20 protein-coding genes and 1 pseudogene are annotated in these 24,007 nt (G+C 72.8%); 13 read left to right on the top strand and 8 right to left on the bottom strand.

The annotated features are described in order from the left end of the window. Window positions 1-142 precede the first annotated feature (142 nt). The 4 genes from AB0F04_RS17695 to argF all read left to right on the top strand — a co-directional run bounded on the left by AB0F04_RS17695 (window position 143) and on the right by argF (window position 6,637). The gene (locus AB0F04_RS17695) at window positions 143-1,606 is read left to right on the top strand and encodes a 3' terminal RNA ribose 2'-O-methyltransferase Hen1 (RefSeq protein WP_362042493.1); all 1,464 of its coding nucleotides are present in this window, start codon (window positions 143-145) and stop codon (window positions 1,604-1,606) included. After that, window positions 1,603-4,143, top strand: a complete 2,541-nt coding sequence (locus AB0F04_RS17690; RefSeq protein WP_362042492.1) for a polynucleotide kinase-phosphatase — start codon at window positions 1,603-1,605, stop codon at window positions 4,141-4,143. The genes AB0F04_RS17695 and AB0F04_RS17690 overlap by 4 nt, the downstream gene beginning before the upstream one ends. Before the next feature lie 148 nt (window positions 4,144-4,291). Beyond that, window positions 4,292-5,515, top strand: a complete 1,224-nt coding sequence (locus AB0F04_RS17685) for an arginine deiminase (protein WP_362042490.1) — start codon at window positions 4,292-4,294, stop codon at window positions 5,513-5,515. 114 nt (window positions 5,516-5,629) lie between these two features. Further along, entirely contained in the window at window positions 5,630-6,637 is a 1,008-nt protein-coding gene (argF, locus tag AB0F04_RS17680; protein WP_362042489.1) for an ornithine carbamoyltransferase, read from the top strand. A 19-nt stretch (window positions 6,638-6,656) separates the two neighbouring features. On the opposite strand, the gene AB0F04_RS17675 is transcribed toward argF, so the two are convergent. Beyond that, the gene (locus tag AB0F04_RS17675; RefSeq protein ID WP_362042487.1) at window positions 6,657-7,124 is read right to left on the bottom strand and encodes an ATP-binding protein; all 468 of its coding nucleotides are present in this window, start codon (window positions 7,122-7,124) and stop codon (window positions 6,657-6,659) included. 309 nt (window positions 7,125-7,433) lie between these two features. Here AB0F04_RS17675 and AB0F04_RS17670 point away from each other — a divergent pair, with 309 nt between their 5' ends. The 4 genes from AB0F04_RS17670 (at window position 7,434) to AB0F04_RS17655 (ending at window position 12,938) form a co-directional block, all read left to right on the top strand. After that, complete coding sequence (locus AB0F04_RS17670) at window positions 7,434-8,261, top strand: enoyl-CoA hydratase family protein (RefSeq protein WP_362042485.1); 828 nt, start codon at window positions 7,434-7,436, stop codon at window positions 8,259-8,261. Then, window positions 8,246-10,648, top strand: coding sequence for a bifunctional salicylyl-CoA 5-hydroxylase/oxidoreductase (locus AB0F04_RS17665; RefSeq protein WP_362042483.1), 2,403 nt, complete (start codon window positions 8,246-8,248; stop codon window positions 10,646-10,648). Before AB0F04_RS17670 ends, AB0F04_RS17665 begins: the two co-directional genes overlap by 16 nt. 10 nt (window positions 10,649-10,658) lie before the next feature. After that, a complete protein-coding gene (sigJ, locus tag AB0F04_RS17660) occupies window positions 10,659-11,609 on the top strand; it encodes an RNA polymerase sigma factor SigJ (protein ID WP_362042481.1) in 951 nt (316 codons plus the stop codon). A gap of 114 nt (window positions 11,610-11,723) precedes the next feature. Then, window positions 11,724-12,938: an FAD-dependent oxidoreductase gene (locus AB0F04_RS17655; protein WP_362042477.1), complete on the top strand. Its 1,215-nt coding sequence runs from the start codon at window positions 11,724-11,726 to the stop codon at window positions 12,936-12,938. 21 nt (window positions 12,939-12,959) lie between these two features. Here AB0F04_RS17655 and AB0F04_RS17650 read toward each other — a convergent pair whose 3' ends face one another. The 6 genes from AB0F04_RS17650 to AB0F04_RS17625 all read right to left on the bottom strand — a co-directional run bounded on the left by AB0F04_RS17650 (window position 12,960) and on the right by AB0F04_RS17625 (window position 19,225). Further along, window positions 12,960-14,042 (bottom strand): ABC transporter ATP-binding protein, encoded by a 1,083-nt coding sequence (locus tag AB0F04_RS17650; RefSeq protein WP_362042475.1) that lies wholly within the window; start codon window positions 14,040-14,042, stop codon window positions 12,960-12,962. Beyond that, window positions 14,039-14,893, bottom strand: a complete 855-nt coding sequence (gene modB, locus AB0F04_RS17645) for a molybdate ABC transporter permease subunit (RefSeq protein ID WP_362042473.1) — start codon at window positions 14,891-14,893, stop codon at window positions 14,039-14,041. The genes AB0F04_RS17650 and modB overlap by 4 nt, the downstream gene beginning before the upstream one ends. Next, the gene (gene modA, locus AB0F04_RS17640; protein WP_362042471.1) at window positions 14,890-15,705 is read right to left on the bottom strand and encodes a molybdate ABC transporter substrate-binding protein; all 816 of its coding nucleotides are present in this window, start codon (window positions 15,703-15,705) and stop codon (window positions 14,890-14,892) included. Before modA ends, modB begins: the two co-directional genes overlap by 4 nt. A 136-nt stretch (window positions 15,706-15,841) precedes the next feature. Continuing rightward, a complete protein-coding gene (locus tag AB0F04_RS17635; protein WP_362042823.1) occupies window positions 15,842-16,624 on the bottom strand; it encodes a ribonuclease BN in 783 nt (260 codons plus the stop codon). 162 nt (window positions 16,625-16,786) lie between these two features. Next, window positions 16,787-17,599 (bottom strand): PaaX family transcriptional regulator C-terminal domain-containing protein, encoded by an 813-nt coding sequence (locus AB0F04_RS17630; RefSeq protein WP_362042469.1) that lies wholly within the window; start codon window positions 17,597-17,599, stop codon window positions 16,787-16,789. Between the two features lie 15 nt (window positions 17,600-17,614). Next, complete coding sequence (locus AB0F04_RS17625) at window positions 17,615-19,225, bottom strand: AMP-binding protein (protein ID WP_362042467.1); 1,611 nt, start codon at window positions 19,223-19,225, stop codon at window positions 17,615-17,617. A gap of 127 nt (window positions 19,226-19,352) precedes the next feature. Here AB0F04_RS17625 and AB0F04_RS17620 point away from each other — a divergent pair. The 3 genes and pseudogenes from AB0F04_RS17620 to AB0F04_RS17610 form a co-directional block, all read left to right on the top strand. Next, window positions 19,353-19,754 (top strand): annotated as a pseudogene (locus tag AB0F04_RS17620) (acyl-CoA dehydrogenase family protein); the annotation flags it as partial. A gap of 114 nt (window positions 19,755-19,868) precedes the next feature. Further along, the gene (locus AB0F04_RS17615; RefSeq protein WP_362042821.1) at window positions 19,869-20,975 is read left to right on the top strand and encodes an acyl-CoA dehydrogenase; all 1,107 of its coding nucleotides are present in this window, start codon (window positions 19,869-19,871) and stop codon (window positions 20,973-20,975) included. Next, window positions 20,972-21,370, top strand: a complete 399-nt coding sequence (locus AB0F04_RS17610; protein WP_362042466.1) for a RidA family protein — start codon at window positions 20,972-20,974, stop codon at window positions 21,368-21,370. The genes AB0F04_RS17615 and AB0F04_RS17610 overlap by 4 nt, the downstream gene beginning before the upstream one ends. 33 nt (window positions 21,371-21,403) lie before the next feature. Here AB0F04_RS17610 and AB0F04_RS17605 read toward each other — a convergent pair whose 3' ends face one another. Further along, complete coding sequence (locus AB0F04_RS17605) at window positions 21,404-21,604, bottom strand: DUF5999 family protein (RefSeq protein ID WP_362042464.1); 201 nt, start codon at window positions 21,602-21,604, stop codon at window positions 21,404-21,406. A gap of 246 nt (window positions 21,605-21,850) precedes the next feature. Between AB0F04_RS17605 and AB0F04_RS17600 the strand changes: the two genes are divergently transcribed. Then, window positions 21,851-22,303 carry a DUF6299 family protein gene (locus AB0F04_RS17600; protein ID WP_362042462.1) on the top strand — a complete coding sequence of 151 codons (453 nt, stop codon included), beginning with the start codon at window positions 21,851-21,853 and terminating at the stop codon, window positions 22,301-22,303. A gap of 101 nt (window positions 22,304-22,404) precedes the next feature. Then, window positions 22,405-23,994: an ABC transporter substrate-binding protein gene (locus AB0F04_RS17595; protein ID WP_362042460.1), complete on the top strand. Its 1,590-nt coding sequence runs from the start codon at window positions 22,405-22,407 to the stop codon at window positions 23,992-23,994. Window positions 23,995-24,007 lie beyond the last annotated feature (13 nt).

Raw genomic sequence — 24,007 nt, 5'->3', positions numbered from 1 at the left:
GCCCTCGATAACCGAAGGCGCTGGTGGGCACAGGTGTGCGAAGCTGTGGACGTCGTCCTGCCGAGCCCCCAGGATCACCCTTCCTGGGGGCTCTCGCGCGTACGGCGCCGACACCGTCCACCCAGCCGGAGAGGCCCTCCGCATGTTCCTGACGATCACGACCACCGGCACGCCGGAACGCCCCGCCACCGACCTCGGCTACCTGCTGCACAAGCATCCCGACAAGGCGCAGGCGTTCTCCACCTCCTACGGCACGGCCCACGTCCTCTACCCCGAGGCCGAGGCCGGGCGCTGCACGGCGGCGCTGCTGCTGGAGGTCGACGCGGTGGCACTGGTCAGGCGCGGCAAGGGCAAGGGCCGCGGCGGCGCCCCGGACGCGGCACTCGCGCAGTACGTCAACGACCGTCCCTACGCGGCCTCCTCCCTGCTCGCCGTGGCGCTGAGCAGCGTCTTCTCCAGCGCGATGAAGGGCGTCTGCAACGCCCGGCCGGAGCTGCCCGGCCAGGCCAGGCCGCTGCGCGTCGAGGTGCCCGCGCTGCCCGCCCGGGGCGGCCCGGACCTCGTAGCGAAGCTCTTCGAGCCGCTCGGCTGGACCGTCACCGCCGAACCGGTGGCACTGGACACCGAGTTCCCCGACTGGGGCGACTCCCGGTACGTGAGCCTCGTCCTGGAAGCGGACACGCACACCGTCGCCGAGGCGCTGCGCCACCTCTACGTCCTGCTCCCCGTCCTGGACGACGCCAAGCACTACTGGGTCGCCCCCGACGAGGTCGACAAGCTGCTGCGCGTCGGAGAGGGCTGGCTGCCCGGCCACCCGGAGCAGCGGCTGATCACCAGTCGCTACCTCTCGCGCCGCTGGTCGCTGACCCGGCAGGCCACCGAGCGCCTGGAGCTGGTGCGTCTCGCGGAGACCGACGACAGCGAGGTCGAGGAGATCGACAACGCCGTCGAGGCGGAGACCGAGGCCGAGGAGAAGCCGACCCCGTTGGCCGTGCGGCGCCGCGAGGCGATCGTCATGGCGCTGAGGCAGTCCGGAGCCGCCCGGGTCCTCGACCTCGGCTGCGGCCAGGGCCAGTTGGTGCAGACGCTGCTCAAGGACCCGGCGTTCACCGAGATCGTGGGCGTGGACGTGTCGATGCGGGCGCTCACCCTCGCCTCCCGGCGCCTCAAGCTGGACCGCATGGGCGAGCGGATGGCGTCCCGCGTCCGGCTCTTCCAGGGCTCGCTCGCCTACACCGACGTCCGGCTCAAGGGATACGACGCCGCCGTGCTCAGCGAGGTGATCGAGCACCTCGACCTGCCCCGGCTGCCCGCTCTGGAGTACGCGGTGTTCGGCTCGGCGCGTCCGAGGACGGTCCTCGTGACCACCCCGAACGTCGAGTACAACGTGCGCTGGGAATCCCTCCCGGCCGGCCACGTCCGGCACGGCGACCACCGCTTCGAGTGGACCCGCGCCGAATTCCGCGCCTGGGCCGAGGCGGTGGCCGAACGGCACGGCTACGGCGTCGAGTTCGTCGCCGTGGGCCCCGACGACCCCGAGGTGGGCCCGCCCACCCAGATGGCCGTGTTCACGATGACCACCCCGAAGGAGGCGAAGGCGGCATGACCGACGAGACGCAGGGGCGCGTGCTGCCCGTCACCGACCTGTCCCTGGTGGTGCTGATCGGGGCGTCCGGCTCCGGCAAGTCCACCTTCGCCCGCAGGCACTTCAAGCCCACCGAGGTCATCTCCTCCGACTTCTGCCGCGGTCTGGTCTCGGACGACGAGAACGACCAGAGCGCCACCAAGGACGCCTTCGACGTCCTGCACTACATCGCGGGCAAGCGCCTGGCCGCCGGCCGCCGCACCGTCGTGGACGCGACCAGTGTGCAGTCCGACGCCCGCCGTCAGCTGATCGACCTGGCCAAGCAGTACGACGTGCTGCCGATCGCGATCGTGCTCGACGTGCCCGAGGAGGTGTGCGCCGAACGCAACGCGGCCCGCACGGACCGCGCCGACATGCCCCGCCGGGTCATCCACCGCCACACCCGCGAACTGCGCCGCTCCCTCAGGCACCTGGAGCGCGAGGGCTTCCGCAAGGTGCACATCCTGCGGGGCGTGGAGGAGGTCGAGCACGCCACGGTCGTCACCGAGAAGCGCTTCAACGACCTCACCCACCTCACCGGCCCGTTCGACATCATCGGCGACATCCACGGCTGCGCCGCCGAGCTGGAGGCGCTGCTGGCCAAGCTGGGCTACGCCGACGGCGTCCACCCCGAGGGCCGCACGGCCGTCTTCGTCGGCGACCTGGTCGACCGCGGCCCGGACAGCCCCGGCGTGCTGCGCCGCGTGATGGCGATGGTGAAGTCCGGCAACGCACTGTGCGTGCCCGGCAACCACGAGAACAAGTACGGCCGCCACCTGCGCGGCCGCAAGGTCCAGCACACCCACGGCCTCGCCGAGACCATCGAGCAGATGGCGGGCGAGAGCGAGGAGTTCGTCGCCGAGGTACGGGAGTTCCTCGACGGTCTGGTCAGCCACTACGTCCTCGACGGCGGCCGGCTGGTCGTCTGCCACGCCGGTCTGCCCGAGAAGTACCACGGCCGCACCTCCGGCCGGGTCCGCAGCCACGCCCTGTACGGCGACACCACCGGGGAGACCGACGAGTTCGGGCTGCCGGTGCGCTACCCGTGGGCGGAGGACTACCGGGGCCGGGCCGCGGTCGTCTACGGCCACACGCCCGTACCGGAGGCCACCTGGCTCAACAACACCATCTGCCTGGACACCGGCGCGGTCTTCGGCGGCAAGCTCACCGCGCTGCGCTGGCCGGAGCGCGAGCTGGCCGACGTCCCGGCGGAGCAGGTCTGGTACGAGCCGACGAAGCCGCTGCGCTCCGAGGCACCCGGAGGGCAGGACGGCCGCCCGCTGGACCTGGCGGACGTGCGGGGCCGCAGGGTCGTGGAGACCCGGCACCAGGGACGCGTCGCGATCCGCGAGGAGAACGCGGCGGCGGCCCTGGAGGTCATGAGCCGCTTCGCGGTGGACCCCCGTCTGCTGCCGTACCTGCCGCCGACCATGGCCCCGACCGCCACGTCGCACGTGGAGGGCTACCTGGAGCACCCGGCGGAGGCGTTCGCCCAGTACAAGGAGGACGGCGTCGCGCGGGTCGTGTGCGAGGAGAAGCACATGGGCTCGCGGGCGGTGGCCCTGGTGTGCCGCGACGCGGAGGCGGCGCGCAAGCGCTTCGGCGTGGACGGCCCCGCGGGGTCCCTCTACACCCGCACCGGCCGCCCCTTCCTCGACGACGAGGCCCTCACCGAGGAGATCCTGGACCGGGTGCGCGCGGCGATCGGCGAGGCCGGTCTGTGGGAGGAGCTGGAGACGGACTGGCTGCTGCTGGACGCCGAGCTGATGCCCTGGTCGCTGAAGGCTTCCGGGCTGCTGCGGTCGCAGTACGCCGCGGTGGGCGCCGCGTCCGGCGCGGTGCTCCCGCAGGCGCTGGCCGCCCTCCGGGGTGCGGCGGCGCGCGGCGTGGACGTGGCAGACCTCCTGTCCCGCACCGGTGAACGCGCCACGGACGCCGCCGCGTTCACCGAGGCCTACCGCCGCTACTGCTGGACCACCGACGGCCTGGACGGCGTGCGCCTGGCGCCGTTCCAGATCCTCGCCGTGCAGGGGCGCAACCTCGCCGGCCTGCCGCACGACGAGCAGCTCGCCCTGCTCGACCGGCTCGTCGAGCACGACGGCAGCGGCCTGCTGCAGACCCCCCGCAGGCTCTACGTCGACACCGCCGACCCGGAGTCGGTCCGGGCCGGCATCGACTGGTGGCTGGAGATGACCGGCCGCGGCGGCGAGGGCATGGTCGTCAAGCCCGTCGGCGCGGTGGTCCGCGACAGCCAGGGCCGGCTGGTGCAGCCGGGCATCAAGTGCCGCGGCCGCGAGTACCTGCGGATCATCTACGGCCCGGAGTACACGCGCCCGGAGAACCTCGCCCGGCTGCGCTCGCGGTTCCTCAACCACAAGCGGTCCCTGGCGATCCGCGAGTACGCCCTGGGCCTGGAGGCCCTGGACCGGCTGGCCGGGGGCGAGCCGCTGTGGCGGGTGCACGAGGCGGTGTTCGGGGTGCTGGCACTGGAGTCGGAGCCGGTGGACCCGCGGCTGTGAACGGGTGGGCGACGGTGTGGCCGTCGCCCACTCCCGCTTGTCACCGCGCACCCCACCCCGCCCGTTGTCGTCATCCGGACACGAACAGAAGTGCGCCGAAACATGCGGGGTGCGCGTCAACCCGGGCCCGGGCGGTCAGGATGGAGGCATGGCATACCACGTCCACTCCGAGGCCGGGCGGCTGCGCCGCGTCATCCTGCACCGGCCCGATCTCGAGCTCAAAAGGCTCACCCCCAGCAACAAGACCTCGCTGCTCTTCGACGACGTGCTGTGGGTGCGCAGGGCCCGCGCCGAGCACGACGGGTTCGCCGACGTGCTGCGCGACCGCGGTGTCGCCGTCCACCTCTTCGGTGACCTGCTGGCCGAGACGCTCGAGGTCCCGGCGGCCAGATCCCTCGTCCTGGACAGGGTCTTCGACGAGAAGGAGTACGGCCCGCTGGCCACCGACCCGCTCAGAGCCGCCTTCGAGAACCTGCCCGCGCCCGACCTGGCCGAGGTCCTGATCGGCGGCATGACCAAACGCGAGTTCCTGGACGTGAACCCCGAGCCGACCTCGGTGCGCTTCCACGTCATGGAGCTGGACGACTTCCTGCTGGGCCCGCTGCCCAACCACCTCTTCACCCGGGACACCTCCGCCTGGATCTACGACGGGGTGTCCATCAACGCGATGCGCTGGCCGGCCCGGCAGCGCGAGACCGTGCACTTCGAGGCGATCTACCGGCACCACCCGCTGTTCCGCGACGAGACGTTCCACGAGTGGTCGAAGGGCCAGGCCGACTACCCGTCGACCATCGAGGGCGGGGACGTGCTGGTCATCGGCAACGGGGCCGTGCTCATCGGCATGAGCGAGCGCACCACCCCGCAGGCCGTGGAGATGCTCGCGCACAAGCTGTTCGCCGCCGGGTCCGCCGAGACGATCGTGGCCCTCGACATGCCCAAGCGGCGTGCCTTCATGCACCTCGACACCGTGATGACGATGGTCGACGGCGACACCTTCACCCAGTACGCGGGCCTCGGGATGCTCCGCTCGTACACCATCGAGCCGGGGGTCGGCGAGAAGGAGCTGAAGGTCACCGACCACCCGCCGGAGCACATGCACCGCGCGATCGCCGCAGCCCTCGGCCTGAACGAGATCCGTGTGCTGACCGCCACCCAGGACGTGCACGCGGCCGAACGCGAGCAGTGGGACGACGGCTGCAACGTGCTCGCCGTCGAACCCGGGGTCGTGGTCGCCTACGAGCGGAATTCCACCACCAACACCCACCTGCGCAAACAGGGCATCGAGGTGATAGAGATCCCCGGGAGCGAGCTGGGCCGGGGCCGGGGTGGGCCGCGGTGCATGAGCTGCCCGGTCGAACGTGACCCCGTGTAGCAGGGCCCCGGGGCCAGTGCCCTGAACCCTGCCCCGCCAGGCCCTCGTATATACATGCCGAGGTTCGTATAGTATTCCAGCAGTTTCGTGTCCCCGTATCCCTGGAGCGCCCCCATGGCGACTGTCCCGACCGCCCTCGCCGGCCGCCATCTCCTCAAAGAGCTGGACTTCACCGAGGACGAGTTCCGCGCTCTCGTCGAGCTGGCCGCCGACCTCAAGGCCGCCAAGAAGGGCGGGATCGAACCCCGGTACCTCCAGGGCCGGAACATCGCGCTGATCTTCGAGAAGACCTCCACCCGCACCCGCTGCGCGTTCGAGGTCGCGGCCGCCGACCAGGGCGCCTCGACCACGTACCTCGACCCCTTCGGCTCCCAGATCGGGCACAAGGAGTCGGTCAAGGACACCGCGCGGGTGCTGGGCCGGATGTACGACGCGATCGAGTACCGGGGCGACAGTCAGCAGAAGGTGGAGGAGCTGGCGGCGCACGCCGGTGTCCCCGTCTACAACGGGCTCACCGACGACTGGCACCCCACCCAGATGCTCGCCGACGTCCTGACCATGACCGAGCACTGCGCCAAGCCGCTGGGCGAGGTCTCCTTCGCCTACCTCGGTGACGCCCGTTTCAACATGGGCAACTCCTACCTGGTCACCGGCGCCCTGCTCGGCATGGACGTACGGCTCGTCGCGCCGAAGGAGTACTGGCCGGCCGAGGAGATCGTCGACCGGGCCCGCGCGCTCGCCGTGACCAGCGGTGCCCGCATCACGCTCACCGAGACCGTGGACGAGGGCGTCCGTGGCGCCGACTTCGTCGCCACGGACGTCTGGGTCTCCATGGGGGAGCCGAAGGAGGTCTGGGCCGAGCGCATCACCGCTCTCGCCCCGTACGCCGTGACCATGGACGTCCTGCGCGCCACCGGCAACCCGGACGTGAAGTTCCTGCACTGCCTGCCCGCCTTCCACGACCTCGGCACCAGGGTCGGGCAGGAGATCCACGCGGCCTACGGGCTGGAGTACCTGGAGGTCTCCGACGAGGTCTTCGAGTCGGCCCACTCGGTCGTCTTCGACGAGGCGGAGAACCGGATGCACACCATCAAGGCGGTCATGGTGGCGACCCTGGCCTGAACGGGCCCGGCGCCGAGCGTCACACCGTCCGGCGCCGCTGAGCCGGCACCGCGGACAGCCTGAACCAGACCGCCTTGCCCGACTCGGTCGGCCGGTGCCCGCAGGAGGAGCTCAGGGTGCGGATCAGCAGCAGCCCGCGCCCGTGCTCCTGCCAGGGGTCGGGCGGTCCGCCGGCCGGACACGTGAGGTCGCCGGGCGGGGCCGGGTCGGTGTCGTGCACCTCGACCTGGCAGCCCGACGGCATAAGCTCCACGACCAGCTCTATCGGCGTCCCGCCCGTGGTGTGCTCCACGGCGTTGGCCACGAGCTCCGCCGTCAGCAGCTCCGCGGTGTCGCAGTCCGCCCCGTGGTCCAGCTCGGTCAGCGCCGTACGGACCAGGGCACGGGCCACGGGCACCGCCGCTGCGGTGTGGGGCAGCGCGATGCGCCAGGAGGCGGGGGCTGAGGGGAGTTCGTACAAGGCGGGTCCGTTCATGGAGCAGGACATCCTGCTTTCAACCTGATGAATGGTACGGCGCCGCTCTCCGGAGGCGTCCGAGGGGCACCGTCGGAGGCGCCCTTGCCTCCGTGCCGGACGGCTTACCCAGGTGAACGCGCCGCCGCGCACCGCTGCTCCCGCCGTTACGCCGGTGTGGACGACCTGTGACGGATGTGACCGGGCCGGATCGCGCAGGGCCGGTCACCGAAGTCCTACCCGTACGGCCTATCGCGCACTCATGACGACAGTCACGAATGGGTGATAGCTTCATGGGGTAGAGCTCAGTGAGGCAGTGCCCGCCCGAGGAGGCCGCACGTCATGAGTCCCTTCACCGGCTCCGCCGCCCGCACCCCCGGCTGGGAGCATCTGCGCGTCGAGACCGACGACGGCGTCGCGACCGTCACCCTCGCCCGCCCCGAGAAGCTCAACGCGCTCACCTTCGGTGCCTACGCCGACCTGCGCGACCTGCTCGCGGAACTGTCACGGGAGCGGTCCGTACGGGCTCTGGTGCTGGCCGGCGAGGGCCGCGGCTTCTGTTCCGGCGGCGACGTCGACGAGATCATCGGCGCGACACTCGGCATGGACACCGCGCGGCTGCTGGACTTCAACCGCATGACCGGCCAGGTGGTCCGCGCGATCCGGGAGTGCCCGTTCCCGGTGATCGCGTCACTGCACGGTGTGGCGGCGGGCGCCGGAGCGGTCCTTGCCCTGGCCGCGGACTTCCGGATCGCCGACCCCACCACCCGCTTCGCGTTCCTCTTCACACGCGTCGGCCTCTCCGGCGGTGACATGGGCGCGGCCTACCTCCTGCCCCGGGTCGTCGGCCTGGGTCACGCGACCCGCCTGCTGATGCTGGGCGACCCGGTCCGCGCCCTGGAGGCGGAGCGCATCGGCCTGATCAGCGAACTGACGGAGGAGGGCCGGGCGGACGAGACGGCCCGGCAACTGGCCCACCGCCTGGCGCAGGGCCCGGCCCTGGCGTACGCCCAGACCAAGGCACTCCTGACGGCCGAGCTGGACATGCCCCTGGCGGCGTCGATCGAACTCGACGCCTCGACCCAGGCCCTGCTGATGACGGGCGAGGACTACGCCGAGTTCCACGCGGCGTTCACGGAGAAGCGGCCTCCCAAATGGAGCGGACGGTGACGGCCACGCCCTCAGGGGCGCGGGGCTGTGCTGAATTTGCGGCTACCGCCGCGCGGGCGCGAACAGCCACCGGCAACCCGCACCCGCACACCGAGCCCGATGAACCACTACGCGTCGCCATCATCGGCGGCGGCCCGGGAGGGCTCTACGCCGCCGCCCTGCTCAAACGCCTCGACCCGGCACGGGAGATCACCGTCTGGGAACGCAACGCCCCCGACGACACCTTCGGCTTCGGCGTGGTCCTCTCCGACGAGACCCTCGGCGGCATCGAACACGCCGATCCGGAGGTCTACGAGGCCCTCCGACACGACTTCGTACGCTGGGACGACATCGACATCGTCCACCGCGGCAACCGCCACACCTCCTCAGGACACGGCTTCGCGGCCCTGGGGCGCAAACGGCTGCTCGAGATCCTCCACACCCGCTGTCGCGACCTCGGCGTCGACCTCCGCTTCCACACCGAGGCCCCGCAGGACCTGCCGCACACCCACGACCTGGTCATCGCCGCCGACGGCGTCCACAGCACCACCCGCGAGAGGCACGCGGACGTCTTCCGCCCCCGGGTGACGACCCACCGCTGCCGCTACATCTGGCTCGCCGCCGACTTCCCCTTCGACTCCTTCCGCTTCGAGATCGCCGAGACCGAGCACGGCGTGATGCAGCTGCACGGCTACCCCTACGCACCCGACGCCTCGACGGTGATCATCGAGATGCGCGAAGAGGTCTGGCACGCGGCGGGATTCGACGAGCTCGGCGAGGCGGAGTCGATCGGGCGCTGCGCCAAGATCTTCGCGGAGGCGCTCCACGGCCGTCCCCTGACGTCGAACAACTCCACCTGGACGACATTCCGCACGGTGGTCAACGACCGCTGGTCGCACGGCAACGTCGCCCTCCTCGGGGACGCCGCCCACACCGCCCACTTCTCCATCGGCTCCGGCACCAAGCTCGCCGTCGAGGACGCGCTCGCCCTGGCCGCCTGCCTGGAGGAGCAGGGCTCGCTGCCCGAGGCCCTGGCCGCCTACGAGGCGGAGCGGCGACCGGTCGTCGCCTCCACGCAGCGCGCGGCCCGGGCCAGCCTGGAGTGGTTCGAGAACCTCCCCCTGTACGTGGACCGGCCGCCCCGTCAGTTCGCCTTCAACCTGCTCACCCGCAGCCGCCGCGTCACGCACGACAACCTGCGGCTGCGCGACCCCCGCTTCACGCGGAAGGTGGAAGACGAGTTCGGCTGCCCGCCCGGCACGCCCCCCATGTTCATGCCGTTCCGGCTGCGCGGCCTGACCCTGCGCAACCGGGTCGTCGTCTCGCCCATGGACATGTACTCGGCCCTCGACGGTGTCCCCGGTGACTTCCACCTCGTCCACCTGGGGGCCCGGGCGCTGGGCGGGGCCGGACTGGTGATGACCGAGATGGTGTGCGTCAGCGAGGAGGGCCGCATCACGCCCGGCTGCGCCGGCCTCTACACCGGCCGGCAGGCCGAGGCATGGAAGCGGATCACGAACTTCGTGCACACCCAGGCGCCCGGCACCGCGATCGGCGTGCAGCTCGGCCACAGCGGCCGCAAGGGCTCCACGAAACCGATGTGGGAGGGCATGGACGAGCCGCTGGAGGAGGGCAACTGGCCACTCGTGGCCCCCTCGGCGCTCCCGTACAAGCCGTTCAGCCAGACGCCGCGCGAGTTGTCCCGCGCCCAATTGACGGACATCCGCGAGCAGTTCACGGCGTCCGCGGTCCGCGCCGCCCGGGCCGGCTTCGACCTGCTCGAACTGCACTGCGCGCACGGCTACCTGCTGTCAGGCTTCCTCTCCCCGCTGACCAACCGGCGCACCGACGCCTACGGCGGCTCCCTGGAGAAGCGGCTGCGCTTCCCCCTGGAGGTCTTCGACGCCGTACGGAACGTGTGGCCGGGGGAGCGGCCCATGACCGTCCGTGTCTCCGCCACCGACTGGGCCGAGGGCGGCACGAGCGCCGAGGACGCCGTCGAGATCGCCCGGGCCTTCGCCGCGCACGGCGCCGACGCCATCGACGTGTCGACGGGGCAGGTCGTGGCGGACGAACGGCCGGAGTACGGGCGGTCGTACCAGACGCCGTTCGCGGACCGCATCCGCCACGCCACCGGCATCCCGGTGATCGCGGTCGGCGCGATCTCCAGCTGGGACGACGTGAACTCCCTGATCCTCGCGGGCCGCACCGACCTGTGCGCCCTCGCCCGCCCCCACCTCTACGACCCGAACTGGACCCTGCACGCCGCGGCCGAACAGGGTTACACGGGCCCCGGCGCGCCCTGGCCGGCCCCGTACCGCGCGGGCAGCCGCCGCCCCCGGACGGGCCGCCTGGACGCCCCCAAACCGCGGCTCGATCTCGGAGCCGGTGACGCCCGCGGCCGTTAGGATCCGTGGCATGCCCCTGACGCTGGACGACGTCGACCGGTTCGAAGCCTCCCGACCGCGCCTGGAGGCCGTGGCCTATCGGATGCTCGGGTCGGCGAGTGAGGCCGAGGACGCCGTCCAGGAGACGTTCCTGCGCTGGCAGGCCGCCGACACCGACCGCATCGAGGTCCCCGAGGCCTGGCTGACGAAGGTGCTCACCAACCTGTGCCTCAACCAGCTCACCTCGGCCCGGGCGCGGCGCGAGACGTACGTGGGGCAGTGGCTGCCCGAGCCGCTGCTCGCCGGGGACCCGATGCTCGGGCCCGCCGACACCGCCGAGCAGCGCGAGTCGGTCTCGTACGCGGTGCTCGTCCTGCTGGAGCGGCTCTCCCCGAACGAGCGGGCGGTCTACGTCCTGCGAGAGGCCTTCGACTATCCGCACCGCGAGATCGCGGAGATCCTCGACATCACCGAGGCATCCAGCCAGCAGATCTTCCACCGCGCGAAGAAGCACGTCGCGGACGGCAGGGCCCGCACCCGCACCGAGATCGACGAGACCGCGGCCCGGCGGATCATCGACGAGTTCCTCGCGGCCGCCTCCAGTGGCCGGACCGAGCCGCTCGTCCAGCTGCTCACCGGGGACGCAGTCGCGATCGGCGACGGCGGCGGGAAGGTCCCGGCCCGTGCCAAGGCGTTCGAGGGCGCCCTCGCGGTCGCGAAGTTCATGCGGGGCCTGTTCAAGCCGAGCGCGGCCAAGCGCGCCCTGGTCGGCGGTTCGCCCGACGTCTACGCCTGGAGCGCCAACGGCGACCCCGCCCTCGTGGTGGTCGTCGACGGCCGGGTCGTCGGCGTCATGTGCCTGGAGGTCGCCGCGGACGGCATCGCCGCCTTCCGCAACCAGGTCAACCCCGACAAGCTCGAACGCGCGACGCGGCTGTGGGCCGCAGGCGACCACGGGGAGCCCCTGCTCAGGGTCTTCTGACCCGGCCTCCCGTGATGTGACGTGGATCACATCGCACTCCTGTCAGGAAACGGCGGGCCGTCCGGTTCAAGAGGCGAACCCGCTGAAGACAGCCGTCATGACAGGAGCCACGCCATGCAGCACCGCATCGTCGTCCTCGGAGCCGGCTACACCGGAGCCACCGCCGCCGGGCGCCTCGCCAGGCGACTGCACCGAGAAGACGTCGCCATCACCCTGGTGAACGCCGAGCCCGACTTCGTCGAGCGCGTCCGGATGCACCAGCTCGCCGCCGGCCAGGACCTCGCGCCCCGGCCCTTCGGCGAGATGTTCGAGGGCACCGGCGTCGCAGTCGAGCAGGGGAAGGTCACCGCCGTCGACGTGGACCGCAGGACCGTCACCGTCGCCGCCCCGGAAGGCGCGGGGCGGCGGGAGGACGAGGTCCTGCCGTACGACACCCTGGTCTACGCCCTCGGCAGCCGCTGGAACGACCAGGGCGTGCCCGGTAGCGCCGAGCACGCCCACGACATCGCCGGCCGCCCCGGAGCGCTCCGGCTGCGTGAGCGCCTTTCCGGCCTGGCCGCCGGGGAGTCCGTGGTCGTGGTCGGCGGCGGCCTCACCGGGGTGGAGGCGGCGACCGAGATCGCCGAGGCCCGGCCGGACCTCGACGTCGCCCTCGCCGTCCGCGGCGGCTTCGGCGACTGGCTCTCGCCCAAGGGCGGCGGGCACCTGCGGAAGACCTTCGAGCGGCTCGGCATCACCGTCCACGAGCACACCGCCGTGACCGCCGTCGACGCCGACCGCGTCACCACCGCCGACGGCACGGTCCTCCCGGCCGCCGTCACCGTGTGGACCACGGGCTTCGCGGTCCACCCGATCGCGCGGGCCACCGCTCTCGAGGTCTCCGGCACCGGCCAGATCGTCGTCGACCGGACCATGCGCTCGGTGTCGCATCCGGACGTGTACGCCGTCGGCGACGCGGCCCTGGCGACGGGCCCCGGGGACAAGCCGCTGCGGATGTCGTGCGCCTCGGGCGTCCCCACCGCCTGGCAGGCCGCCGACGCCATCGCGGCCCGCCTGACCGGCCGGAAGGTCCCGAACGTGCCGGTGCGCTATTTCAACCAGTGCATCTCGCTGGGCCGCAAGGACGGCCTGATCCAGTTCGTCACCGCCGACGACCGCGCGAAGCCCGCGGCCCTGACCGGCCGGCTCGCCGCCCTCTACAAGGAGATCATCTGCAAGGGCGCGGCCTGGGGTGTCGCCCATCCGACGGTCCTGCCGGTGCGGCGCCGCCGCGTCGTGCGGGAGACCGCCGTCGCACCGGAGGGCGCGCCGGTCGGGACGGCGGCCTGACCCGTGGGGAGGCCGGCCGTCTCAGACCGGGTACGCGTGGGTCTGCGCCGCCTTCACGGTGGCCCAGACTTCCGCGCCCGGCTGGAGGCCGAGCTCGGCCGCGGCGACGGTCGTGAGGTCGGCCGCGAGGGGCAGTTCACCGGTGAGGTCGGCCCGGATCTGGTCGCCGTGGGTCTCCAGACCGGCCACCTCGCAGCGCCACAGGTTGCGGGCGCTGGAGCCGGAGGGCCGCTCGCGGTGGAGGGTGACCGCGCTCGGCGGGAACGCCACGAAGACCGGGCCGGACAGGACCTCGGTGGTGGTGAGGGACGGCCCGTAGGCCAGCCGGACGGCGTGGCCGTCCGCCTCGCCCCGGTAGAGGTTCAGGCCGACCAGCCGCGCGATGTAGTCCGTGCGGGGGTGGCGGGCGATGTCGGCCGGGGTGCCCTCCTGCACGACCCGGCCGTGTTCCACCACCACCAGCCGGTCGGCCAGCACCATCGCGTCGAGCGGATCGTGGGTGACGAGCACGGCCACCGCCTCGAACTCGGCCAGATGCCGCCGGAGCCCGGCGCGCACCTCCAGGCGGGTACGGGCGTCCAGCGCTGCCAGCGGCTCGTCGAGCAGCAGCAGCCGGGGCCGGGTCGCCAGGGCGCGGGCGAGGGCGACGCGCTGGGCCTGTCCGCCGGAGAGCCTGCGCGGCTTGGCACCGCTGTGCGCCGCGAGGCCCAGGCGGTCCAGCCACTCGGCGGCCTGCGCCCGGGCATCGGCCTTGGTCGCGCCCTGGCAGCGCGGCCCGAAGGCCACGTTGTCGAGGGCCGTGAGGTGCGGGAAGAGCAGATAGTCCTGGAAGACCACCCCGACCGGGCGGGCCTCCGGCGGCGTACGGTCCAGCTCCGTGCCGTCCAGCCGCAGATGGCCGTCGGTGAGCGGGGTCAGACCGGCCAGGGCCCGCAGCGCGGTGGTCTTGCCGGCGCCGTTCGGCCCGAGCAGGGCGACGACCTCGCCGGGCGCGACGGTCAGCGCCACGTCGAGGCGGAAGCCGCCGCGGTCCACGACGAGCCGGGCGTCGAGCCCGTCCGCCGCCGTGCCGGCGTGCGTGTCCTGGGCGTGGGTCCCGGTCATCCGGCACCACGCAGCCAACGGTCGCGCAACCCCGCCAGCACCGCGATCGACACGGCCAGCAGCACCAGGCTGAGGGCGATCGCGGCCTCCGGGTCGCTCTGCAGGGCCAGGTAGACGGCCAGGGGCATGGTCTGGGTACGGCCGGGGAAGTTGCCGGCGAAGGTGATCGTCGCGCCGAACTCGCCCAGCGCCCGGGCCCAGGCCAGCACCGCGCCCGCCGCGATGCCCGGTGCGATCAGCGGCAGCGTGACCCGGCGGAACGCGGTGAAGCGGGACGCGCCCAGCGTGGTGGCGGCCTCCTCGTAGCGGGGGTCGGCGGCCCGCAGGGTGCCCTCGACGCTGATGACGAGGAACGGCATCGCCACGAACGCCTCCGCGATCACGACCCCGGTCGTGGTGAAGGGCAGTGTGATCCCGAACCACGAGTCCAGCCACCGCCCGACGATGCCGTTGCGGCCGAGCGCCATCAGCAGCGCCACACCGCCGACGACCGGGGGCAGGACGAGGGGCAGGGTGACGAGGGCGCGTACAAGTCCGCGGCCGGGGAAGTCGACGCGGGCCAGCAGCCAGGCCAGCGGCACGCCGACGACCAGGCTCACCGCGGTCGCCGCCGTGGCGCAGAGCAGGGACAGCCTGAGCGCCTGCCACACATCCGGGCTGGTCAGCTGCCCGGGCAGGCTCTGCCACGGGGTCCGCACGAGCAGGGCGACCAGTGGCACGGTCAGGAAGGCCAGGCCGGTCAGCGCGGGGATCAGCAGCGGCAGCGGGACGCCCGTGCGGACGCGGCGGCGCCGCGGACCGCCCCGGAGGGTGCCGTCCGTGGCGCGGGGCCGGTCGGTCTGGTGGCTCACGGCTTGAGGAATCCGGCCTTGCTCAGGACCTTCCGGCCCTCGGCGGATCGCACCAGCGCGATGAACGCCTTGGCGGCCTCGGCGTTCCGCGCGTCCTTGAGCAGGGCGATCGGGTAGTCGTTGACGGCGTCGGCCGACTCGGGCAACTCCACTCCCGCCACCTTGTCACCCGCCGCGCGCACGTCCGTCCGGTAGACGACGGCGGCGTCGGCCTCCTTCAGCTCGACCTTGGTCAGCGCGGCCTTGACGTCCTGCTCGTAGGAGACGGGGGTGAGCTTCAGCCGGCTCGCGCCGAGGGCCTTCTCGGCGGCCGCGCCGCACGGCACCTCCTTGTCGCAGAGCACGACCTTCAGGTCCGGCCCGGTGAGGTCCTCCAGGCTGGTGATCTTGTGCGGGTTGCCCGGCAGGGTGGCGATCTCCAGCCTGTTGCGGACGAAGGTCGCGGGCGCCCCCGAGGCGTCCCCGGCGCCCGTGACGATCTTCATCGTCCTGGGGCTCGCCGCCGCGAAGACGTCGGCCGGGGCGCCGCCGGTGATGCTCGCGGCGAGGGAGTCGCTGCCGCCGAAGCTGAAGGTGACCTTCGTGTCCGGGTGCTCCTTCTCGAACCGCTCGCCCAGCGCCGTGAAGCTCTCCTTCAGCGAGGCCGCGGCGAACACGGTCACCTCACCGGAGAGCTTGCCCGACCGTCGCGCGTCCGGCTTCGCCGAGGAATCCGAGCCGGACGACGAGCAGGCACTCAGGGCCAGCAGGGCGGCGGCTCCAGCGGCGGCCACCTGGAGCGGGCGGCGGATCCGGCGCGCTGTACGGGTCATCACGGGTCTTCTCCCTCTGGTGGGTATGCGCCGATGATAATGCCGCAGATGCAAGGGGGAGAGCCCCTGTCGATTCGCATGAGCCAGGACTTTGATCCGCTCGGGCGGCATGTGCGTTTCTACGGCAGGCGCCGGTCTATTCGATGTGGTTCCGGCGTCCGTGGTGCTCCAGGGCCCAGCGGCCGAGGAGCGCCCCGCCGTAGACGACGAATCCCACGCCGATGAGCCAGGACTCCACCACGAGGACGACACCCACCGCTCCGTAGCTGATCGCGTTGGTGACGATGAGGGGGCTGAAGACGAAGTAGGAGAACATGCGCAGGCCGCCCAGCCCCAGCATGGTGGCCAGCGCCCCCGGGAGCAGATCACGCCAGCGGACCTGCCCGCCCAGCAGGAAGTGCTGCCCCCACCAGAAGAACAGCACCCCGGACGCCGAACTCAGCGCGATCCGCTCGGCTCCCGAGACGAGGCTGCGCGTCTGCACCTCCTGGTAGAGGTACGCGGTCATCGCGATCATCCACACGGCCTGCCGCCAGATGCGGTGCCACGGTCCGGAGAGCAGGCCCCAGATCCGCTCGTAGCCGTTCTGCACACTCCCGCCGAAGGCGACACCGAAGACGGCCAGCGCCACCCCGCCGAGCACGCTCGTGGTGCCGATGACCTTGCGCGGCGGGCTGATGATGTCCGTGAGCAGCCGTGCGGACCGCCCGGACAGCCCCATGCCGTCGGCCAGCCACGAGGCGAAGCCGCCCCGCCCCAGAGGGTCGGCGGCGGCCACCACGATCAGCAGCGGCGCCAGTGTGACCAGCGCGAGCGTGGCGAACCCCGTGGCCCGGTGCATCAGCTCCAGGTCGCGGCCCCGCCGCACCAGGGTGTGCGCACCGGCCCGCCTCCACCCGCCGTGCACCGAGCGGCCCAGCCGCCTCACCGGAGCCGGTCCGCGCGGGCGCCCGCCGTGCCCGGTGGTGTGGTGACGGTCATGCCTCGGTCCGCCTCCCGCTCCGTGCTCCGTCCGCTCGCGGACATCGTTGACCGTTCCGCGACGGAGCAAACCCGGCGAACCGGGCGGCGCCCGCGCGGGTCAGAGCCCCACGAACGCCGCGCCCGCGTCCCGCAGCCGCTCGTGCAGCCCCCGGAACACGGCCGCCGAGCGGACCCCCGGCCAGTCGGCGGGAAGCAGCTCGGACGGCAGGCCCGGATCGGTGTAGGGGAGGTGGCGCCAGGAGTCGAGCGCGAGGAGGTAGTCCCGGTAGGCCTCCTCGGCCGGAGTGTCCTCACGCTTCTGCCAGTCGCGCAGCACGCGCGCGTGGCGGTCGAGGAACGCCTCGTGCTCCTTGGCGATGGCCGCCAGGTCCCACCACCGGGCGACGGCCTCCGCGGTCGGGGCGAAACCGAGGTGGTCACCGCGGAAGAAGTCGACGTACCCGTCGAGCCGCAGCCGCTGCAGCGTGTGCCGGGTCTCCTCGTACAGCCGCGCCGGCGCGATCCACACCCCCGGGGCGGCCGTGCCGAAACCGAGCCCGGCCAGCCGGGAGCGCAGCACGTGCCGCTTCTGCCGCTCCGACTCCGGCACGGAGAACACCGCGAGCACCCAGCCCTCGTCCTCGGGCGGGGCCGAGGCGTAGATGCGGCGGTCGCCGTCGTCGAGCAACTGGCGTGCGTCCGGCGACAGTTCGTAACCGGCCGCACCCTGGGCGGTGCGGGCCGGAACGAGCAGTCCGCGTCTCTTCAGCCGCGACACCGAGGAGCGTACGGACGGGGCGTCCACGCCGGCCGCGGCCAGCAGCCGGATGAGTTCGGCCACCGGCACGGGGCCCGGCACGAAGCGGCCGTACGCGCCGTAGAGCGTGACGATGAGAGACCGTGGTGCATGCTGGTCGGACACGTTGATCATCTTAGGTCGTACGGATCATTCGCGGTCGCGTTCCGGTACCCCCGGGGCGCGCAGTCTGAACCGCTGCAGTTTGCCGGTGGCCGTGCGCGGCAGCGCGTCCAGGAAGACGATCTCCCGCGGGCACTTGTACGGCGCCAGCTCGCCCTTCACGAAGGCGCGCAGCGCCTCGGCGTCGCGTTCCGCGCCCTCCTTGAGGACGGCGAAGGCCAGCACGACCTGTCCGCGGGCCTCGTCGGGCCGGCCCACGACCGCCGCCTCGACCACGTCCGGGTGCCGCAGCAACGCCTCCTCCACCTCGGGGCCGGCGATGTTGTACCCGGCGGAGATGATCATGTCGTCGGCGCGGGCGACGTAGCGGAAGTAGCCGTCGGGATCGCGGACGTAGGTGTCGCCGGTGACGTTCCAGCCGCCGCGCACGTAGTCCCGCTGCCGAGGGTCGGCGAGGTAGCGGCAGCCGACCGGTCCGCGCACGGCGAGCAGTCCCGGCTGCCCGTCGGGCACGGGTTCGCCGTCCTCGTCCTGCACGCGCGCGTGCCAGCCCGGCACCGGAACGCCCGTGGTCCCCGGCCGGATCCGGTCGTCGGCCGCGGAGATGAAGATGTGCAGCAGCTCGGTGGCGCCGATGCCGTTGATGACGCGCAGGCCCGTGCGCTCGTGCCAGGCCTGCCAGGTCGCCGCGGGCAGGTTCTCGCCGGCGGAGACGCAGCGGCGCAGGGACGACAGGTCGTGCCCGTCGAGCTCGTCGAGCATCGCGCGGTACGCCGTCGGGGCGGTGAACAGCACGGAGACCCGGTGCCGGGCGATGGCGGGCAGCAGGTGCCGGGGCCCGGCCTGTTCGAGCAGCAGCGCGCTCGCCCCGGCCCGCAGCGGGAAGACCACCAGCCCGCCGAGGCCGAAGGTGAAGCCCAAGGGGGGACTGCCCGTGAACACGTCGTCGGGCACCGGCCTCAGGACGTGCCGCGAGAAGGTGTCGGCGATCGCCAGGACGTCCCGGTGGACGTGCAGACAGCCCTTGGGGCGGCCGGTGGTGCCGGAGGTGAAGGCGATCAGCGCCACGTCGTCGGCCGCGGTCGCGACGGTCTCGTACGGGGTGCCGGGCGCAGGGCGCTTCAGGAGGTCGTCCGGGGCGTCGCCGCCGTAGGTCGTGATCCGCAGGCCCGGGACCTCCGCCTTGGCGAGGTCGTCGACGGCCCGGATGTCGCACAGGGCGTGCCGCACCCGGGCGATCTCGCACATCGTGCTCAGCTCGTGGGGGCGCTGCTGGGCCAGCACCGTGACCGCCACGGCCCCCGCCTTCAGCACCGCCAGCCAGCAGGCCGCGAGCCACGGGGTGGTGGGGCCGCGCAGCAGCACCCGGTTGCCGGGGACGACGCCGAGTTCGCCGGTGAGCAGATGGGCGATGCGGTCCACCCGGGCGCGCAGGTCGCCGTACGTCCACGGCTCGCCGGTGCCGGTGAGGAACGCCGGGCGCTCGTCGGGCGGGCCGTTCAGCAGCTCGGCGGCGCAGTTGAGCCGTTCGGGGTAGTGCAGCTCCGGCAAGTCGAAGCGGAGCTCGGGCCATTGGTCCGGGGGTGGGAGGTGGTCCCGGGCGAAGGTGTCGACGTGGGCCGTGCCCCGTGGATTCATACGGTTCGCCCCCTTGGCGTGGTGGGCTCGCCTCTGGAGCGTATCGTGTTGGTGACGGCAGTCAACGGTCCGCGATAGCCTCTCAGTGGCCCCGCCGGAACGCAGGGTGGCGGAGAAGGGACCGGCGATGACCGCATTCTCACTCGAACCGTCACAACTCGCCTGGTGTGCCGAACTGCGCGCCCTGGCCGCGGAGCGGCTCCGCCCGCTGGCCGACAAGGGCGAACCGGGGCGGGTGAACCGCGCCCTGGTGGCCGAACTGGGCAGCCTCGGCCTGCTCGGACGGCTGTTCACCGCAGGCGCGCTCGACCTGTGCCTGATGCGCGAGTCCCTGGCCTACGCCTGCACGGAAGCCGAGACGGCCCTGGCCCTCCAGGGCCTCGGCGCCCATCCGGTCCACGCGTACGGCACACAGGCCCAACGCGACCACTGGCTCCCCCGGGTGACCGCCGGCACGGCGATCGCGGCCTTCGCCCTGAGCGAGCCCGGCGCGGGATCGGACGCGGCGGCGCTGGAACTCCGGGCGGAGGCGGACCCCGGCGGCCGCGGTGGCCGCTCGTCGGACGCGGTGGCGCGGGGGCCGCGGGTGGCGGCGGACGGCGACCTGCGGGGTGGCGGGGCGATGGACGCGGTGGCGCGGGGGCTGCGGGTGGCGGCGGACGGCGACCTGCGGGGTGGCGGGGCGACGGACGCGGCGGCGCGGGAGCCGCGGGCGGAGGCGGACGGGGGCCTGCAAGGTGGCGGGTCGCCGGATGCGGTGGCGCAGGCGCCTCGGGCGGAGGCGGACGGCGACCTGCGGGGTGGCGGGGCGATGGACGCGGTGGCGCGGGGGCCGCGGGTGGCGGCGGACGGCGACCTGCGGGGTGGCGGGGCGATGGACGCGGTGGCGCGGGGGCCGCGGGTGGCGGCGGACGGCGCTTCGGGGGAGGGGTGGCCGGCTCAGGGTGCTGCGGGGGACGGGCGGTCGGCAGAGGGTGCTTCGCGGGAAGGGTGGTCGGCCGAGGGTGCTGTCCTCACCGGCGTCCCCGACGGCCCCGCCCGCTGGCGGCTCACCGGTGAGAAGTGCTGGATCTCCAACGCCCCCGAGGCCGACTTCTACACCGTCTTCGCCCGCACCACCCCGGGCGCCGGGGCCCGCGGTGTCACGGCCTTCCTCGTGCCCGCCGACCGCCCGGGCCTGACCGGCCGCGGTCTCGACATGCTCTCGCCGCACCCGATCGGCGCACTCGACTTCGACGCCGTGCCGGTGACCGCCGACGACGTGCTCGGCGAGGCCGACCGCGGCTTCCGGGTCGCCATGGGGACACTCAATCTGTTCCGGCCCAGCGTCGGCGCGTTCGCCGTCGGCATGGCGCAGGCGGCCCTCGACGCGACCCTCGCCCACACCGCCGGGCGGGACGCCTTCGGGGGCAGGCTGAAGGACCTGCAAGCCGTCGCGCACCAGGTCGCCGAGATGGCCCTGCGCACGGAGGCGGCCCGGCTGATGGTCCACGCGGCGGCGTCGGCGTACGACGCGGACGCCCCCGACGTGCCCCGGCGCTCCGCCATGGCGAAACTGCTCGCCACCGAAACCGCGCAGTACGTCGTCGACGCGGCCGTCCAGCTGCACGGCGCCCGGGCCCTGCAACGGGGCCATCTGCTCGAACACCTCTACCGCGAGGTGCGCGCCCCGCGCATCTACGAAGGGGCGAGCGAGGTGCAACGCGGCATCATCGCCAAGGAGTTGTACGCCCGTCAGGAGGCCCGGTGAGCACCGAGCGCGTCAACCCGCCCGAGCTGTCCCCGCCGGCCGGCTTCTCCCACGCCGTGGTGGCCTCCGGGTCACGGGTGGTGTTCCTGGCCGGCCAGACCGCCCTCGACGCCGACGGCAAGGTGGTCGGCCGCACGCTGCCCGAGCAGTTCGGAAGGGCCCTCGCCAACCTGCTGACCGCCCTGGCCGCAGCCGGCGGCACCCCCTCGGACCTGGCCCGAGTCACCGTCTACGCCACGGACGTCGAGGCGTACCGCGCGCACGCCCGCGAACTCGGCCGCCTGTGGCGTGAGGTGGCCGGACGCGACTATCCCGCCATGGCGGTCGTCCAGGTCGTCCGGCTGTGGGACCCGGAGGCGATGGTGGAACTGGACGGCTTCGCGGTCCTGCCGTAGCGGAATGTCGGGCCGCCGTGCGGCGGCCTCGGGTCAGGCCGCGACGGCCAGTCCCTGCGCCGTCGCCCGGTGGGGCTGCACCACGCGCCCGTCGGGAAGCAGTTCGCCGGTGTCGTCGAAGACGACCGTCCCGTCGCACAGCAGGCTCCAGCCCTGCTCGGGACGGGCCGCCACGATGTGCGCGGCGGGGGAGGGGGACTCGGTCGCGGGGCACTGGGGCTGGTGGGCACACATGGCGCACCTCCACGTCGGCAGGGCCATCCGAAGGGTTCGAATGACGCGTACAGACAGACCATCCTCCCGTCCCGGCTGCAGCGGAACGGGTCGGCGGTAAGCGTGACACGCCCCGGACATTCCCAGGACGGTTCCACGACGGCCGGCGCGGACTCGCCACCGAAGGGGTGAGCATGACGGGCGCCCGGCCCGTGTGACCGGTACGAGTGGAAGCCCCGATTCCATGCCTTCCCGGAGGTTTCCCCCATGCGTGTACGTCCCCTGCTCGGCGCGGCGGCCAGTGCCGCGCTGCTCCTGCTCACGGGCGCGGGCGCGGCGCCCGCCACCGCGTCCGCCCTCGCCCCCACCGACTCCGTCACGGTCGACGCCGTGGGCCGGATCACCGCCGACGGCACCGTCACCCTGTCCGGCACCTACCGCTGCGCCGGCTCCAGCGGCCCGGTCTTCGTCAGCTCCTCCGTGAGCCAGGGCTCCTCCACGACCCGCTACGGCATCGGCGGCACCCGGGCCGTGTGCGACGGCGCCGAGCACCGCTGGGTGAACTCGGGCCGGGTCAGGTCCGGCGCGCTGGTGGCCGGGGCTGCCCATGTCCAGGCCACCGTGATGGAGCTGCGCGGCTTCGGGGGCCTGCCGCTGCCCGTCTTCCACGCGGTCAAGGACCAGGACGTCACCCTGCAGCAGGCCCCGGCGCGGCGGTGAACCGTTCGGCGGGCGTCCCGATTCCGGGGCGCCCGCCGATCCTGTTAAATTGCGAAGTCTTTGCAACAACAGGATCAGCGCAACAAGGGGTGTGAGGTCACATGTCGACCCGTCGGATACGAGGGGCCGCCGTCACGGCGGCGCTGGCCGCGGCGGTCACCGCCTGCTCGGCCCCCGGAGGCGGCGACTCGGGCGACGGCAAGGCCGGAGGGCCGGTCGTGCTCGGGGTGGCCTCCGAGCCCGACACCCTCAGCCCGCTGCTCGGCTACGGCAAGGACGGAAACTCCAAGATCTTCGACGGGCTGCTCGCCCGCGACGCCGACCTGGAGCTGAAGCCCGCGCTGGCGGCGGAACTGCCGAAGATCACCGAGGGTGGCCGGACGTACACCTACACCCTGCGCGACGGCGTCGAGTTCAGCGACGGCGAACCGCTGACGGCCGCCGACGTCGTCTACACGTACCGGACGATCCTCGACGCGAAGACCAACAACACCTTCAAGAGCGAGCTGGACGCGGTCAAGAGGGTCGAGGCGAGCGGCGACGACCAGGTCGTCTTCACGCTGAAGTACCCCTACGCCCCCTTCGCCGCCCGCACCGTCCTGCCCATCGTCCCCGAGCACGTGGCGGGGAAGCAGGACCCCAACACCGGCTCCTTCAACACCAAGCCGGTCGGCACCGGGCCGTACGTCCTCAGCCGCTGGAGCAAGGGCGAGAAGCTCACCTTCAAGGCCAACCCCCGCTACTGGGGCGGCGAGCCGAAGGTGAAGGCCTTCACCATGGCGGTCATCGGCGACGACAACGTGCGCGCCACCCGCCTGCGTTCCGGCGACCTCGACGGCGCGGTCCTCCCGCCCAACCTCGCCGCCACGTTCGAGAACGACGACGCCAAGCGCAGCTACGAGGCCCGGTCCTACGACTTCCGGGCCGTCACCCTCCCCACCGCGAACCGGGTCACCGGCGACCGCGCGATCCGCCGGGCCCTCGACGCCGCCGTGGACCGCGAGGCCATGGTCGACAAGATCCTCGACGGCGCGGGCCGCCCGGCCTACGGGCCGCTGCCCGTCGACGACCCGGCGTTCACCAAGGACATCGAGCGCACCAGGAACCTCGGCGAGGCCGGCAAGATCCTGGACGAGGCCGGCTGGAAGCCCGGCGAGGGCGGCATCCGCACCAAGGACGGACAACGGGCGTCCTTCACCCTGCTCTACCCCTCCGGCGACAAGGTCCGCCAGGACCACGCCCTCGCCTACGCCTCCGACGCCAAGAAGGCCGGCATCGAAGTGAAGGCGGAGAGCGCCACCTGGGAGGTCATCGAGCCCCGCATGAAGGACACGGCCGTCCTCGCGGGCTTCGGCAGCACCGGCGACCCCGACTTCGGCCTCTACACCCTGCTGCACTCCTCCCTCGCCGGCGACGGCTTCAACAACATGGCCCGCTACGACAACCCGGCCGTGGACCGCGCCCTCGACGACGGCCGCCGCAGCCAGGACCCGCAGACCCGCCGGGCCGCCTACGACAAGCTCCAGCGGGCCCTGGTGCAGGACCCCGGCTACACCTTCCTCACCCACATCGACCACCTGTACGTCCTGGCCGACCGCTGGGACGGACTGACCACCCAACTGGAGCCGCACGAGCACGGCTTCGCCAGCGGCCCCTGGTGGAACATCGAGGACTGGCAGCCGAAGCGGTGACCCGCCTCCCCTG

Origin of the sequence: Streptomyces sp. NPDC029041, assembly GCF_040637515.1 — a bacterium.
GTDB lineage: Bacteria > Actinomycetota > Actinomycetes > Streptomycetales > Streptomycetaceae > Streptomyces.
The sequence above is the reverse complement of the archived record's forward strand: the minus strand, read 5'-3'. Positions and strand labels throughout refer to the sequence as shown.

Bases quoted from the DNA above. Each gene is read 5' to 3' on its own strand.
- AB0F04_RS17695 (WP_362042493.1), top strand. From the start codon at position 143: ATGTTCCTGACGATCACGACCACCGGCACGCCGGAACGCCCCGCCACC.
- AB0F04_RS17690 (WP_362042492.1), top strand. From the start codon at position 1,603: ATGACCGACGAGACGCAGGGGCGCGTGCTGCCCGTCACCGACCTGTCC.
- AB0F04_RS17685 (WP_362042490.1), top strand. From the start codon at position 4,292: ATGGCATACCACGTCCACTCCGAGGCCGGGCGGCTGCGCCGCGTCATC.
- argF (WP_362042489.1), top strand. From the start codon at position 5,630: ATGGCGACTGTCCCGACCGCCCTCGCCGGCCGCCATCTCCTCAAAGAG.
- AB0F04_RS17675 (WP_362042487.1), bottom strand. From the start codon at position 7,124: ATGTCCTGCTCCATGAACGGACCCGCCTTGTACGAACTCCCCTCAGCC.
- AB0F04_RS17670 (WP_362042485.1), top strand. From the start codon at position 7,434: ATGAGTCCCTTCACCGGCTCCGCCGCCCGCACCCCCGGCTGGGAGCAT.
- AB0F04_RS17665 (WP_362042483.1), top strand. From the start codon at position 8,246: ATGGAGCGGACGGTGACGGCCACGCCCTCAGGGGCGCGGGGCTGTGCT.
- sigJ (WP_362042481.1), top strand. From the start codon at position 10,659: ATGCCCCTGACGCTGGACGACGTCGACCGGTTCGAAGCCTCCCGACCG.
- AB0F04_RS17655 (WP_362042477.1), top strand. From the start codon at position 11,724: ATGCAGCACCGCATCGTCGTCCTCGGAGCCGGCTACACCGGAGCCACC.
- AB0F04_RS17650 (WP_362042475.1), bottom strand. From the start codon at position 14,042: ATGACCGGGACCCACGCCCAGGACACGCACGCCGGCACGGCGGCGGAC.
- modA (WP_362042471.1), bottom strand. From the start codon at position 15,705: ATGACCCGTACAGCGCGCCGGATCCGCCGCCCGCTCCAGGTGGCCGCC.
- AB0F04_RS17630 (WP_362042469.1), bottom strand. From the start codon at position 17,599: ATGATCAACGTGTCCGACCAGCATGCACCACGGTCTCTCATCGTCACG.
- AB0F04_RS17625 (WP_362042467.1), bottom strand. From the start codon at position 19,225: ATGAATCCACGGGGCACGGCCCACGTCGACACCTTCGCCCGGGACCAC.
- AB0F04_RS17605 (WP_362042464.1), bottom strand. From the start codon at position 21,604: ATGTGTGCCCACCAGCCCCAGTGCCCCGCGACCGAGTCCCCCTCCCCC.
- AB0F04_RS17600 (WP_362042462.1), top strand. From the start codon at position 21,851: ATGCGTGTACGTCCCCTGCTCGGCGCGGCGGCCAGTGCCGCGCTGCTC.
- AB0F04_RS17595 (WP_362042460.1), top strand. From the start codon at position 22,405: ATGTCGACCCGTCGGATACGAGGGGCCGCCGTCACGGCGGCGCTGGCC.